At 51.8% G+C, this 13,792-nt stretch carries 12 protein-coding genes; 2 read left to right on the top strand and 10 right to left on the bottom strand.

All coding sequences use genetic code 11. The annotated features are described in order from the left end of the window. Window positions 1-121: 121 nt before the first annotated feature. Together F0L74_RS24985 and F0L74_RS24990 are read right to left on the bottom strand one after the other, a co-directional pair. Complete coding sequence (locus F0L74_RS24985; protein WP_149840637.1) at window positions 122-2,560, bottom strand: penicillin acylase family protein; 2,439 nt, start codon at window positions 2,558-2,560, stop codon at window positions 122-124. 58 nt (window positions 2,561-2,618) lie between these two features. Then, entirely contained in the window at window positions 2,619-3,731 is a 1,113-nt protein-coding gene (locus tag F0L74_RS24990; RefSeq protein ID WP_149840638.1) for an aminotransferase class I/II-fold pyridoxal phosphate-dependent enzyme, read from the bottom strand. Between the two features lie 136 nt (window positions 3,732-3,867). Between F0L74_RS24990 and F0L74_RS24995 the strand changes: the two genes are divergently transcribed. After that, entirely contained in the window at window positions 3,868-4,464 is a 597-nt protein-coding gene (locus tag F0L74_RS24995) for a MiaE family protein (RefSeq protein ID WP_149840639.1), read from the top strand. Here the strand turns inward: F0L74_RS24995 and F0L74_RS25000 are convergent. Further along, the gene (locus F0L74_RS25000; protein WP_213087075.1) at window positions 4,461-6,671 is read right to left on the bottom strand and encodes a patatin-like phospholipase family protein; all 2,211 of its coding nucleotides are present in this window, start codon (window positions 6,669-6,671) and stop codon (window positions 4,461-4,463) included. The genes F0L74_RS24995 and F0L74_RS25000 overlap by 4 nt on opposite strands. A gap of 305 nt (window positions 6,672-6,976) precedes the next feature. Here F0L74_RS25000 and F0L74_RS25005 point away from each other — a divergent pair, with 305 nt between their 5' ends. Further along, window positions 6,977-8,479, top strand: coding sequence for an MFS transporter (locus F0L74_RS25005; RefSeq protein WP_149840641.1), 1,503 nt, complete (start codon window positions 6,977-6,979; stop codon window positions 8,477-8,479). A gap of 74 nt (window positions 8,480-8,553) precedes the next feature. On the opposite strand, the gene F0L74_RS25010 is transcribed toward F0L74_RS25005, so the two are convergent. The 7 genes from F0L74_RS25010 to F0L74_RS25040 all read right to left on the bottom strand — a co-directional run bounded on the left by F0L74_RS25010 (window position 8,554) and on the right by F0L74_RS25040 (window position 13,782). Then, window positions 8,554-9,540 (bottom strand): GSCFA domain-containing protein, encoded by a 987-nt coding sequence (locus F0L74_RS25010; RefSeq protein ID WP_149840642.1) that lies wholly within the window; start codon window positions 9,538-9,540, stop codon window positions 8,554-8,556. Window positions 9,541-9,553: 13 nt separating this feature from the next. After that, window positions 9,554-10,414 (bottom strand): hydroxymethylglutaryl-CoA lyase, encoded by an 861-nt coding sequence (locus tag F0L74_RS25015; protein WP_149840643.1) that lies wholly within the window; start codon window positions 10,412-10,414, stop codon window positions 9,554-9,556. Window positions 10,415-10,439: 25 nt separating this feature from the next. Then, the gene (gene rlmB, locus F0L74_RS25020) at window positions 10,440-11,222 is read right to left on the bottom strand and encodes a 23S rRNA (guanosine(2251)-2'-O)-methyltransferase RlmB (RefSeq protein ID WP_149840644.1); all 783 of its coding nucleotides are present in this window, start codon (window positions 11,220-11,222) and stop codon (window positions 10,440-10,442) included. A gap of 82 nt (window positions 11,223-11,304) precedes the next feature. Beyond that, a complete protein-coding gene (locus F0L74_RS25025; protein ID WP_149840645.1) occupies window positions 11,305-11,865 on the bottom strand; it encodes an NUDIX domain-containing protein in 561 nt (186 codons plus the stop codon). Between the two features lie 12 nt (window positions 11,866-11,877). Continuing rightward, entirely contained in the window at window positions 11,878-12,318 is a 441-nt protein-coding gene (locus tag F0L74_RS25030; RefSeq protein ID WP_149840646.1) for a GNAT family N-acetyltransferase, read from the bottom strand. Window positions 12,319-12,413: 95 nt separating this feature from the next. Beyond that, window positions 12,414-12,881 carry a DinB family protein gene (locus F0L74_RS25035; RefSeq protein ID WP_149840647.1) on the bottom strand — a complete coding sequence of 156 codons (468 nt, stop codon included), beginning with the start codon at window positions 12,879-12,881 and terminating at the stop codon, window positions 12,414-12,416. Then, window positions 12,868-13,782 carry an EamA family transporter gene (locus tag F0L74_RS25040; RefSeq protein ID WP_149840648.1) on the bottom strand — a complete coding sequence of 305 codons (915 nt, stop codon included), beginning with the start codon at window positions 13,780-13,782 and terminating at the stop codon, window positions 12,868-12,870. The genes F0L74_RS25035 and F0L74_RS25040 overlap by 14 nt, the downstream gene beginning before the upstream one ends. Window positions 13,783-13,792: the final 10 nt, after the last annotated feature.

Genomic DNA, 13,792 nt, shown 5'->3' on the forward strand with positions numbered 1-13,792 from the left:
GCTGCTGAGATGGCACATAGGGGGATAAAAAAGGCTGCTGCAGTATGTTTTCTACATGCTGCAGCAGCCTTCTCTTTTATTGGCCGTTTCGGCCATGACAGCATTTATGCCGGCCTTTCTATTAGTTCTCCGGCCCCATCAGCATCCGGAACTTTACCCCGGGGTCATCCCTTTGTTGCTCCGTAAACACGTGCAGCACATAATACTTACCCTGCGACCAATCCGTTACTGCGTTATCATAATACGGGCTGCCAGGGTTACCGCTTTGTCCGCCGGGATAGATACCATATGCTTCCGTTGTAGGGCCCAGCTGCACTACCATCCGCCAGGAAGGGCCATGCGTTTCCTTGGTAGCGTTTACAATATGCGTGCCGCCGCCGGTGCGCAGGTGCATGCGGCTAAAAGCAGGCAAGCTGCGGGTCAGATGGCGGATATCCGTACCGCGGAAAGATCCCCATTCCAATTGCAGGTGCTGGTCCAGTTTCTGGGCGGAGTCTGCCACCCAGGCAAAGGATTGTTGCACCAGCTCCGTTAATGTTTCTTTTTGCGGTGTATGTACATCATCTATAAAATGCATGGAGGAATCGCGGATCAGCCATAACAGGGAGGCATTATCCTGGGGATATACCAGTGTGGCGCTGTCCGTACGGTTCATCAGCTCATCGTCCCAGATCCGGTGTTTAAGATGCTCCCATAACAGGTAAAACAAGGTAGCGCCTTTACTGTCCGGGCTATTGGTCTGGTTCCAGCTCTTCAGCTGCTGCCAGTACGGTTGTTCTGCGGCTGTAAGGCTTTGCTCCGGCAGGTGCGCGCGCAGCAGCGGCAGGGCCGCCCTGGCAAAAAGATTGGCGTTATCGTTCTGCAACTGCATCATATCCTGCGGCGTGATCTGGTTCATGGCGCTTAGCCGTTCGTTAATACGCTTGCCACGGAACATATCATAATATCCAAAATAATAATAAGGATAAGTGCTGTCAGTAGGCTGCTGATTAGCGGAGCTCACAAACCCACGGGCCGGGTTCCTGATATGCGGGTTCTCTGTTTGCGGTACATAACCCTGCCAGGCAAAACTACTGTCGTCCCCGGGCATGACCCATTTACCCTGGTCTTTCCAGCGCATGGGGTACTGTCCGTTATGCCACAGGGCTATATCGCCGGTCTTGGATGCGTAGATGAAGTTCTGCGCCGGACAGGTGTAATGCTGCAACGCGTCCAGGTAGTCTTCATAAGTACGGGCATGGTTCAGTTTATAGAAAGTAAGTATTTCGTTAGAGGGATCATGGGCCTTCCAGCGCAGGGCCAGCGTAGGCTGACCAACAATACCGGCGCCGGCGGGATAGCGGTCTTCATACATCACCGGGCCCCAAACGGTATAGGCAACCGTATCATAATAAGACTTTTCACCACGTACTTTGATCTCTTCTATCCTTAGCTGCGCATCGTGGTACTGCCCATTGAACAGGTATTGTTTAACGCCGTTGCGGCACTGCACGGCGTAATAATCCTTCACATCTTCAGAGCCATTGGTAACGCCCCAGGCGATATTATCATTAAAGCCTATCACTACGCCGGGCGCACCGGGCAGGCTTGCGCCGTACACATTCATAGTAGGCGTATGCAGCTGCACTTCATACCAGAGGGAAGGCAGGCTAAGGCCCAGGTGGGGATCATTGCAGAGTATGGGCGCGCCGCTGCGGGTTTTGCTGCCGCTCACCGCCCAGTTATTGCTGCCATTGTCCGGGTCTGGTTTGTCCTGTTTAAAATGCAGCAGGCTGGCCACATGGCGGATAGCGCTGTCAGAAGGCATCACGGCGTTCTTCACCGGCTTGTCAAAGGCAGTGCCTTTGGGGATCACCGGGTCCAGGCTGTCGTTCCGGTCCGGGTACATATTATTGAAATCCGCCGCGCTGAAAAGCCGGCGTGCATTGGTATATTCCAGGTCGTCTACGCCCCCGGCCAGGTCGTAAGACATATATTTAAGCAACGCGCCTGTTTTTACCGCAGACCAGGGCTCCGGGCGATAGTCCAGCAGTTTATATTCCACGGCCAGCTCATCGTAAGACAGCCCTTTGATATAGGCGTTTATACCGGCCGTATAGGCGGCTATCATCATACGCGTGCTGCTGTCCTTTAACATCTCCTTCGCCGCCGCTTCTGCAGCGTAGCCCATACCCATACGGCGTTGCTCGCGGTCATAGCCCAGCATTTTACTGCCTAAGATCTCGGAAAGACGGCCCTGGGCAGCCAGTGTCTGGAGCTCCATCTGCCAAAGCCGGTCGCGGGCATGCAGATAGCCTTCCGCATAATAGGCATCCGCATCCTGCTGCGCAAAAATATGCGGCACCATACGGTCATCCAGCCACACCTCTACTTTGCCTTTGAGGCCCGGCAGGGACAGCTCATCGTTATAGTCTTTGCCTATAGGCTCCGCATTCTGCCAAAAGCCGGTCTGTGGGCTTAAGAATTTACCAAGCGGAGGTAATGGGCCCCATTTGCGATTCAGGGCGCCGATCAACAACAGGGTAATTGCGGTGGAAACAATAAAGGGAAGAAATCTCATAGAATGTGCTGATATGCTAAATATGCTGATGAAGTTAGGATAAAAAATGCAATTGAGATCAACTGCCTGTCAGCACATTTACACAGCGGTCCACTTCTTCTATGGTATTAAAGCTATGTAATACAATACGCAGGCGCTCCTGCCCTTTGGGCACTGTAGGATGCAGGATGGGCCTTATATCCAGGCCAGCCTCCTGTAAGGCACCCGCCTGTTTGCGTGTATACTCATTACCCGGCGTTAGAACGATCTGGATAGGCGTTTCACTGGGCAGCACCTGTAACGAGCGGGTCCCCTCCCGGAAATGCCGGATAAGCCCCTGCAGCTGCTCCCTGGCGGCCGTCATGTAGGGAAACAGGTTATAGCTGGCCATAATGGCCGCTATAGCAGTAGGCGGTAATGCCGTGGTATATATAAAAGACCTCGAAAAATTCAGCAGGTATTGGCGCAATGCCTCTGATCCCAATACAATAGCACCATGGCAGCCTACGGCCTTACCAAAAGTATGTACCCTGGCAAAACAGGCGTCTGCTAACCCTGACGCCTGTACCAAACCTTCGCCCCGGGGACCTGCTACGCCGGTAGCATGGGCTTCATCCACTATCAGGTAAGCTTCTTTTGTGGCACAAAGGGCGGCTATGGCCTTTAACGGGGCCATATCCCCATCCATGGAGTATACGGATTCAACGGCTACGAAGACCCGGCCACTGGTACGTTGCAGCTTTTTTTCCAGGTCCTCCACATCATTATGCAGAAAAGAAAAGGATTGCGCCCTGCCCAGGCGGATGCCATCCCGTATGGAGGCATGTATTAGCTGATCATAGATCACTGTGTCCTCTTTCTGTGGCACACAGGAAAACAGCCCTACATTGGCATCGTAACCGGAGTTGTAGATAAGCCCCGCGGGCGCGGCATGAAAAGCGGCCAGGTTATTTTCTGCTTCCTCTATCCAGGCATAGTTACCGGCCAGCAGTCTGGAGCCGGTGCTGCCGTGCATATAGGGCCTTTCTCCCAGCAAGGTATGTACCGCCTCCTGCATGGCGGCGCTACGGGCCAGCCCCAGGTAATCGTTAGAACAAAAATCTACCATATGCGGCGCCGGCAGCTTCAGTTGCCGTAAAGCCTGTTGTGAGCGGCGCTGCTCCAGCTGCGCGAGCAGAAAATCATCTTGCATGGTCCAAAGCTAAGAAAAAGTCAATAGTTCATAGATACTCCCAGCCGTAATTGCGCAGCGCATTACCGGTACGTGTGACCTTGTGGCTGCATACTGCCAGCGATTCCCTATTTTTGCCGCTGAATTGACTGAGCTTATGTCCAAAGTTTCCATCCTTGGCCTGCAATTGCCTACTGATCCCCGTTGGGTAGACCTTGCCTCCATATCCCTGGAGGCCGTATTGACCGATCATGCCTTCTGCGAGCAAAAGGCCGCTACCGCCTGTATATCACTGATACAACGCTACCCGGAAAAAGACCGGCTGGTAGAGGACCTGGCGCCCATCGTTACAGAGGAATGGGGTCATTTCAGGCAGGTACTGGCAGAGATGAAAAAACGTGGTTTTACCTTAGGCAAACAACGGAAAGACGCCTACGTAAATGCCCTGATGCAATACCAGCTGAAAGGCGGTACCGCAGAAGGCCAGCTGCTCGATAAACTGCTGGTATGCGCCCTTATAGAGGCCCGCAGCTGCGAACGTTTCCGCCTGCTCAGCGAAGGGCTGGAAGATGATTACCTGCGCGATTTTTACCGCAAATTCATGATCTCAGAAGCAGGGCATTACCGCCTGTTCATCGACCTGGCAAGGGAATACGTAGCAGAAGAGAAAGTAACCCAACGCTGGCAGTACTGGCTGCAAACAGAGGCAGAGATCCTGAAGGAAATGGAAGTGCGGGGTGACCGGATGCATTAGAAATTAAACCCGATATTCACATAGAACTTTAACCTGCCATCCTGGTCGCTATACATCAGCGAGGCTTCCATGGGGCCCAAACGGGAGTTATAACCAGCTGTAAGGGCATAACCGCTTAGGTAATTATATTTGGCCTCCACATTGCCGTTAAAGTCATATACACCCAGCCCTATGCGCGGCAATACAAATATGTTCCTGAACATCTCATACTGGTAGGCCAGTTGTACTACCGCCGCGCTGGAGGTCATCACCTCTCCCTCATAGATACCGGGAAACAACAACTGGTGATGGGCTACATTGTTTAAGCCGCCCAACAGATAACCATTCATGAGCGGCTGGTTGTAGTTGAAATTAATGCCTGCGCCGGCGTCAAACTCCAGGGCGCTTTTCCTGCCAAATGGAAAATAATATTTCATCTGCATCATGGCATGTTTGTAATTAGGGAAGGTGAAGCCCAGGGTATCCAGCGGCACCTCATGATCTCCCCGCCAGGCGCGGAAACCGGGATGCTGATTATATACATAGCCCGCCTCCAGCTGCATATCCATGCCCTTACGGGGATAGATCTTACGGTCCAGCGAATTAACGCCGTAGTAGAAATAGGTATTCCAATGGTTGCTATTACCTTTTATCTCCTCAAAGGCGTCAAAACTGGGCCGGTAGTTCAGGTACTCCCAACGGCTGCCTATACCTATGGTCATTACGCGGTTCAGCGCATATTGCATATGGATGCTGGCATTGGCATACTTGGTACGGTACTGCTGCTGGCGCAGAAAATTCTGGTATACATTTAACCCGTTATTCTCAAAATAAATGCCCATACCAAACCCAAAGCTCCTCTTCAGCCCCAGGTATTTAAAGTACTCCCCTGCCACCCGCGGGTTCTCGCTAATGGCCACGGAAACAAAGGAGCGGGAGTTGGGTACGATGAAATTACGTTGCGTAAGGTTTATAATGGCGCTGGCGTTGGTGAAGGTGTTGTACTGCAGCGCAAACTTCACATATGTAAGCGGGTTCTCCTCTACATGTATATCCATATGCCCTTTAGCCGGGCCTTGCGGGACAATATCATAAGTGATCTGCTTATAAAAGCGGGTGCCAAATACGTTCTGCACCGCCAGTTGCATTTGCTCCGGATTGTAGCAGCCGCCGGGCTTTAGCCCCAGGCGGCCCCGGAAGAACTTTTCATCAGAATGTACCAGGCCATGTACCGTAATGCCGGTCAGCTCCACATCCGGCGTAAAAGGCAGGCGGTTCTTTTTAAAAGGCGGCATGGGATACAGGGCATTCAGCGAATCTGCCAGGTGTTTGAACACCGGGTACATCTCCCGGCCTTTGCGCCTGCCTATTTCAATGATGGAGTCCACACTGCCAAAACTGGCGGCGGAATAGTCTTCCAGGTCATGCCGGATATAGATATCACAGGCTTTACGGGCCGCTTTAAAATCAGCCGCATCCTTGTAAAAGCCCAGCTGGTAAATAATGTCAAAAGGGGTGGTCAGCTGGTCTGCTTTGCGCAGCCCGCCTGCTACATTGGAGCCAATAACTATATCTGCCCCCATCTCCTTGGCGGTGATCACCGGAAAATTGCGCACCACGCCGCCGTCTACCAGGCTGCGATCCCCTATCCGTACGGCCGTAAAAATAGACGGGATGGCCATACTGGCCCGTACGCTGGGAACGATCTGGCCGGTGTCCAGGGTAACAATATCACCGGTGGCCACATCCGTGGCAATACATTTAAAGGGGATATTAAACTGGGAAAAATCGCGTATATCCCGGGCCGGCCAGCACAACCGGGCCAGCTCCAGCCATAACTGCTCGCCGGTGATCACCCCGGAGGCCAGTTTGGGTTTGCCATATTCAAAAGGGATCTCGATGATGTATTTGCCGTATTCGCTTTTTTCTTCGTAGGCAATATCTTTCAGCGGGGGTTGGTTGGCAAACAGATTATCCCAGTCCAGCTGGTGGGCCAATGCTTCTATGGTATCGCCGGAATAGCCCATGGCATACAGGGCCCCTACGATGCTGCCCATGCTGGTGCCGGTAATGTAATCGATCTTCAGCCCCGCGCTGTCAATAGCTTCCAGGATGCCGATATGGGCCAGCCCTTTTGCACCGCCACCACTGAGGGTTAATCCGATCTTAGGCCTGCCCTTGTCCGATTGCGCCAACAGTCTGGCAGGGGCTGTACAATATCCAAACAATAAAACGGCTAGTATTACGCTATAAACCCTCATGCTAATGTCCTGATGTCCTGTTGTGCTGATAGGCTAATGTGCTGACCTGCTGATGATTAAGCCGGGATGTGTGCCGGCGCATCAGCCATTGGGCCCATTATCCAGTTTACTAAAGTTAAATGATTCACCTGACAGTAAAGACGCTCTTGTGCCTTGTTTCCCCTATAAAAGATCAAAATAGTATAATATTTTTTTACTATCTTCTCGGCCTTTTGTAAAGTGATGAAGCCGGGAAAATTCTATGGTCCTATATTAAAGACAACCATCTACGAATGAAAAACACACAAAATGTTCAAAACATCTGGCAGGTGATCTTTGCTTCGTCTGCCGGCACTTTAATTGAATGGTACGATTTTTACATCTTCGGCAGCCTGTCAGCCATTATCTCAGAGAAATTCTTTCCGCCCAGCAACCCTGACCTGGCCTATATTGCCACCCTGGCCACATTTGCGGTAGGTTTTATTGTGCGGCCTTTTGGGGCCATCATCTTTGGGCGCCTGGGTGATCTGGCAGGGCGTAAATATACCTTCCTGCTTACCCTGCTTATTATGGGCGGCTCCACCTTTGCCATAGGCCTGGTGCCGGATTATGCCAGCATTGGCATACTGGCGCCCATTATCGTATTGCTGCTCCGGCTGTTACAGGGCCTGGCCCTGGGCGGTGAGTACGGCGGCGCGGCCACCTATGTGGCGGAACATGCGCCGGCCCACCAGCGCGGTTATTATACCAGCTTTATCCAAACCACGGCTACCCTGGGCCTGTTCGTATCCCTGGCCGTTATACTCGTTACGCGTAATGTGATGCGCCCGGAGGACTTTAACAGCTGGGGATGGCGTATCCCCTTCTGGCTGTCTGTATTCCTGGTGATCATGTCCTATTATATCCGCATCCGGTTAAAGGAATCGCCGCTGTTTGCGCAGCTCAAGGCAGAGGGCAAAACCTCCCGTAACCCGCTTAAGGAAAGCTTTGGCAAAAAAGAGAACCTGCAGCTGGTGCTGCTGGCCCTTTTTGGCGCTACTATGGGCCAGGGCGTGGTATGGTATACAGGTCAGTTCTATGCGCTCTCCTTCCTGCAAAAGACCATGCAGCTGGAGTTTGTACAATCCAACGTGATCATTGCCATTGCGCTGGTACTGGGTACCCCGTTCTTTATCTATTTTGGGCGGCTGTCAGACAAAATAGGCCGTAAAAAGATCATGATGGGCGGCATGCTGCTGGCGGCGCTGGCTTATTATCCTATTTACCGCGCTATGGATAATAGCGTAAACCTGCAGCATAAACAGGAACTCGCCGGTCAATACCATATAGATAGTAACATCAGCAATAATAAAGGCGTAAGCACGGAAAGGACCACCCGTACCCGTGTTTATGATGACGGTACACAGCTGAAGGAAACCACTACCGTTACAGCAGGTAAAACAGAAATAAAGAAAGAAGTGGTGGTGAGCTATCGTACCCTCATCTGGCTGGTGCTGCTGGTGTTTATACAGGTGCTGTTTGTGACCATGGCCTATGCGCCTATTGCCGCATTTTTGGTGGAACTGTTCCCCACGCGCATACGGTATACCTCCATGTCACTGCCCTATCACCTGGGTAATGGGGTTTTCGGAGGCTTGTTGCCCACGATCTCCACCCTGCTGGTTACGCAAACAGGCAATCACCTGGCGGGGCTTATCTATCCTATCGCTATTGCGCTGATATGCTTTGTGGTAGGTATGCTGTTTATTAAGGAGAAAGGCGTGAATGAGTATGAGTTATCTAATGCCGTGCAATAGTGAGCATGATATTATTAGAAAAAGATCCCCGGTCCGTAATGGCCGGGGATTTTTTATTTTCCAGTTGAGTTTCATTATATAGGGTATGCATTATTGAAATACCGCAATAACTCCCCCCACTCCAATTGCGGGTGCTGCAACTGCAGCTGTTGCACTTTCCGTGCGTAGGTTTGCCGGAACTGCTGATGCTGGGCGCTATCCCGGTTAAAGGGCTTATGGCGCGCCGCACGGTTAATATCTGCCACCGCATGTAACAGCTGGTGGCTCTCCGGATGTATGCAGCTGTTCACAAAATGCTCCCACACATAATTTACCGCCGTTTCGTTAGGATGCACCAGGTCATCGTTATAAAAGCGGTAATCCCGCAGATCGTCTATGACCAGCTCATAGGCCGGGAAATAAAAGAGGCGGTCAAACTTATTCACCATGTGATGTACCGCCTGTAACATTATAGCTTTGCTCAGGTTATTCTCCACTACCCCATCCCGCACATACCGCACCGGGCTAACGGTAAACAGTATATTCACATGCCGGTTCCGGAAAAACAGCCGGTGCATCATATTGTCCAATGCCGTAATGATCTCCTCTGCGGTGAGCAGCTTTTTATAGAAAGCGGCCATGGGCACTTTATGGCAGTTACCTACCAGCTGGTTGTTTTCCTTTAAAACATAGGCATGGGCAGAGCCCAGGGTGATCACCAGCCAGCGGGCCTCTTCCAGGCGGCGGGCTGCCCGTTCCTGCACCTTGTTGATGTTGTCCAGCATAATGGACGGCGTGCGCGCGGAAAAACGGCTATGATGGTCCCAGCTATGCCAGAGATCATCGTGTTTAAAAAGGTCTGCTTCCGTATACTGTTTATGATCCAGGTAACTATTTAAGGCCCTGGTAATGCTGAGGGGATTATACAGGATACCGTGCGGGTTCATTAGCGTGGGAAATAGATGTTCCTGCAGCCTGTTACCCATCTCCTCCGCAAAACAGGAGCCCATCAGCAACAGCGGATCGTTATACGTGAGGGCCGGCTCCAGCGGCGCAACCGGAAAACTTAGACGAAAATGCATGGTGAATTAGCTTTTAGCCGTTAGCACTTAGCTCAAATATTCTCTCCGCCATCCGTTGGGCGGCTTCCAGGGAAGCCTGGTTAAGCGATACTGCTTGTCCCTGCTCCTGGAAGAACCATAAGAGGTTTTCAGTGGCCAGGTTGCCTACCAGGTCATCCTTGGCCATGGGACAGCCGCCTATGCCTTTGATCGTGCTGTCAAAGCGGCGGCAACCCTGTGCATAAGCGGCCGACACTTTCTCTTCCCAGTTATGGGGGGCGGAATGGAAATGCGCGCCAAATTCTACCTGCGGATAGGCAGGTATCAGGGTGGCAAACAGCTTCGTAATAATATCCGGTTCGGCTACGCCCACGGTATCCGCCAGGGAGATAATAGAGACATCCATTTTTGCCAGCTCATCTACCCACTGCATAGCTACCCCGGCGTCATACGGATCGCCATAAGGATTACCAAAACCCATGGAGATATATACTACCAGCTGCTTACGGTTCTTGATGCAAAGTTCCTGCAGGGTTTGCACCAGCTCCAGCGACTCCGCAATGGTCTTGTTGGTATTACGTAACTGAAAAGTCTCTGAAATAGAGAAGGGATAACCCAGGTAATTCACCTGTTCAAACATCACCGCTTCCTCCGCGCCACGCTGGTTGGCCACAATAGCCAGCAGCTTACTGCCGCCGGCGGGTAGCTCCAGCTTTGACAGCACCTCCGCCGTATCCGCCATCTGGGGAATGGCCTTGGGCGATACAAAACTGCCAAAATCAATGGTATCAAAGCCCACCTGTAATAAGGTATTCAGGTAATCAACCTTATCTGCCGTGGAAATGGGATGATGCCATCCCTGCATTGCGTCGCGCGGACATTCGATGAGTTTCATCCGGTTATTTTTTGTCTTTTATGCTTCAGATGCCCCGTTGCTTCATGGCTTCGTATAAAATGATGCCCGCGGCTACGGATACGTTGAAAGACTCAAAATTAGCGCTCATAGGTATACGGAAAAGCATATCTGACGCCTTGATCAGGGCCGGGTATACCCCCTTATCTTCTGACCCCATGATCACTGCTACAGGCTCCTTCAGGTCACAATCATACAGTTTGGAAGTAGCTTCCATTTCGCTGGCCATTACCTTGATCCCATTCAGGTGCAGGGTATCAATGGCTTTCAGCAGGCTATTTACCCGGCAAACGGCTATTTTTTCCAATGCGCCGGCAGAGGATTTAACGGCCTCCTCATTAAGGGCGGCAATCCCCCGGTCCGGGATGATCAGGGCCTGGGCGCCGCAACAAACAGCGCTACGGGCAATGGCGCCTATATTACGTACATCTGTAATACCATCCAGGATCAGGAACAGCGGGGTTTGCCCCTGTTCTATGGTATGGGAGATCACATCCTGCAGGTCGAGGTAGCTCACCTGCGCCGAAATAGCAATACAGCCCTGGTGGTTGGCCTGTGAAAGGAAATTAAGCTTTTCCACGGGCACCAGGTTAATAGGGATCTGATATTGTGCGGCTAATTGTTTGATCTGCGGAATAATATCCCCGGTAGCATTGCGCAGGAGATAAATGCGCTCTATGGCCTTGCCGGCCTGTATAGCTTCCACTACCGGCTGCCGGCCTATCACCATGGCAGATGCTTTAGGCTTGGGCGCTGCCGGCCGGCGGACAGCGTTTTTTCGAAAATCCATGCTGCAAAAGTAGGGAAAATTGATGTGCTAATGTGCCAATATGCTGATGTGCTGCTCATCAATGCATTCACCCATCTGCATATTACAACTCGTTTTCCAGCATCATCAGCTTTATCTTCTGGATAGCGGCAATTGACAATGAATCCGTGATCTGGTAGGTCTTTACCAGCCGGTAAGCCTCCTCAAAGGGGATCTTCTGTACGGTCAGCTCCTCCGTTTCCTCCGGCTCGGCCGCCTGCTGCTCCAGGCCGCGGGCAAGGTATACAATGCCAACTTCGTCAGATACGGAGTTGGAAAGGTGCATTTGTACAATAGGCTTCCAGTGCCGGGCCACCAGCCCCGTTTCTTCCAGCAGCTCACGTTTGGCCGTATCCAGCGGATCATCATCCAGCGGCCCGCCGCCTTCCGGTATCTCCCAGGAAAACTGCTCCAGCGGAAAACGGTACTGCCCTACCAGGTAAATATGCCCTTCCTCATCCAATGCCACCACCCCTATAGCCAGGTTCTTAAAATGTACCACGCCATAAATACCAGGGCCGCCATTGGGATTAAGTACCTGGTGCTCTGTTACCTGTATCCATTTGTTGTCGTATTCCACCTTGCTGGACAGGATCGTCCAGGGATTATGATGCACTGTTTCCATGCCGTAAAAATATCAAACGCTGAGATAATAATAACAGTAATCCAGATCTTTCTGGAATCCCAGCTTTTCGTAGAGGGCTTGCGCGTTAGTATTATGGTGGTGTGTCTGCAGCATGATCCAGCCGGAAGCGGTGGCTTTCGCCAGCTGTTCTGCCGCTGTTACCAGTGCGCGCCCCACACCTTTGTTGCGATGGTCTGCCAGCACATACAGATCATTCAGCACCCAGGCGCGTTTCATGCCAATAGAGGTAAAGAAGGGATACAGCTGTACAAAGCCGATGAATTGCTCGCCCTCCATGGCCACATAGATCACACTTTCTTCATTACGGAGACGTTTGGCAATAAAGGCTTCAGCAGCCGGCAGATCCGCTGCCTGCTCATAATAGCAGCGGTATGCATCAAATAAGACCGCTATAGCGGCAGCATCATGAAGGGTAGCCTGTTTAACTGTCATAGATATAAATGTAAGGTTTATGATCCAAAAAAAAGATGCCCGTACCGGTAAACACCAGTGGGCATCTGCTCTATACTTCTATCTAAATCGTAAGGTTAAATCTCTATTTGCAGCTGGTGCAGGTGATGATGCATATGATCCAGGTAGTCTGCTACCAGGTACTCCAGCGTAACAGGCGCATTGGCGCCTATCTTACATACCTGTGGCAGCATCTCTGCCGGTATCCGGCGGATCACATGTACCACATGCCGGTTCACGGTTTCCCATAAATAGATAAGCGCCTGCCAGTCCATTTGCTGGTACCCCTGCGCCTGTACCCAAAAATCCTGCTCATACCCCGGCAGCTCCAGCGGTCCGCGCTGGGCGCGTACAAAGCGCTGATGGTTATTAAGCGCGGAATCTACCAGGTGCCCCAGTATTTCCTTTTTACTCCATTTGCCGGGCGCCGGACGCATCTCCGCCTCCGCGGCAGAGATGTTGCGCAGCTGGGGTAAAGCGGCGGCCAGTGTTTGCTCCAGCCCTGCGGCTGTTGCCTCTAAGGAAGTAGTGTCAACTAAGCTCATAAGTTGCTTTGCTTTTATTTACCGCCGTATTCACCATGTACACACCTGTAAGCGTAACCAGGCAGGATAAAGCGGTGGTCAGGTTCAGGTGCTCGTCCAGGATCATCCAGCCCAGCAATACAGCTACTATCGGGTTGATGTAGGCGTATACAGCGGCCAGGGAAGGCGGCAGGTTATTTAACGTATATACATAGGCGGAGTAGCCAAGTATAGATCCAAAGAAAATAAGATACAGCAGGCTACCCCATAGCTCCGGGGTAAACTCCGCATGGCGGACCTCGCCGGTCACAAGCATGATCGCCAGCATAACTATGCCGCTGAACAGCATCTCAAAGCCCGCGCCATACAGATAGTTCACCTGCAGCGCCCATTTGGCGGTGAGCACGGAGCCCATGGACCAAAAAAGGCAGCTGATCAGTACCAGCATTATGCCAAACCGGAAACTGGGGTTCACCAGGTCCGTCAGGTAGTCTGAGAAAATGCCCATCACTCCCACCAGGCCTATCACCATGCCGGCAACCAACAGGGGCGTAATACGGGATTTCTGTTGTACCAGGAAGAAGCTGAAGATGGTCATCCAGATAGGCACCGTTGCTGCTACAATAGCGCCCAGGCCACTGGGAATATAAGTGAGGGCCCAGGTAAGGAGGCCATTAGCACCCACCAGCATCAATACCCCAATGATAAAAAGCCGGGATAAGATGGCTTTGGATGGGAGCTTGTACCCCCTGAGCAGGAAAAAGCCCACCAGCAGCGCGCCTGCAATGCTTTGCCGCAGGCCGGAAAGCATGAGGCCATGCATATGGCGTACCCCTATCCTGGCAGCCAGGTAGGTAGTGCCCCAGAAGATGCTTACGATCATCAGGGCTATATAAGCTTTTGTAAGATTAGATTTGTTCATAATTGTTGTT

The sequence above is a fragment of the Chitinophaga agrisoli genome, assembly GCF_008386695.1.
In the GTDB taxonomy this organism is placed as follows: Bacteria; Bacteroidota; Bacteroidia; order Chitinophagales; family Chitinophagaceae; genus Chitinophaga; species Chitinophaga agrisoli.

Bases quoted from the DNA above. Each gene is read 5' to 3' on its own strand.
- F0L74_RS24985 (WP_149840637.1), bottom strand. From the start codon at position 2,560: ATGAGATTTCTTCCCTTTATTGTTTCCACCGCAATTACCCTGTTGTTG.
- F0L74_RS24990 (WP_149840638.1), bottom strand. From the start codon at position 3,731: ATGCAAGATGATTTTCTGCTCGCGCAGCTGGAGCAGCGCCGCTCACAA.
- F0L74_RS24995 (WP_149840639.1), top strand. From the start codon at position 3,868: ATGTCCAAAGTTTCCATCCTTGGCCTGCAATTGCCTACTGATCCCCGT.
- F0L74_RS25005 (WP_149840641.1), top strand. From the start codon at position 6,977: ATGAAAAACACACAAAATGTTCAAAACATCTGGCAGGTGATCTTTGCT.
- F0L74_RS25010 (WP_149840642.1), bottom strand. From the start codon at position 9,540: ATGCATTTTCGTCTAAGTTTTCCGGTTGCGCCGCTGGAGCCGGCCCTC.
- F0L74_RS25015 (WP_149840643.1), bottom strand. From the start codon at position 10,414: ATGAAACTCATCGAATGTCCGCGCGACGCAATGCAGGGATGGCATCAT.
- rlmB (WP_149840644.1), bottom strand. From the start codon at position 11,222: ATGGATTTTCGAAAAAACGCTGTCCGCCGGCCGGCAGCGCCCAAGCCT.
- F0L74_RS25025 (WP_149840645.1), bottom strand. From the start codon at position 11,865: ATGGAAACAGTGCATCATAATCCCTGGACGATCCTGTCCAGCAAGGTG.
- F0L74_RS25030 (WP_149840646.1), bottom strand. From the start codon at position 12,318: ATGACAGTTAAACAGGCTACCCTTCATGATGCTGCCGCTATAGCGGTC.
- F0L74_RS25035 (WP_149840647.1), bottom strand. From the start codon at position 12,881: ATGAGCTTAGTTGACACTACTTCCTTAGAGGCAACAGCCGCAGGGCTG.
- F0L74_RS25040 (WP_149840648.1), bottom strand. From the start codon at position 13,782: ATGAACAAATCTAATCTTACAAAAGCTTATATAGCCCTGATGATCGTA.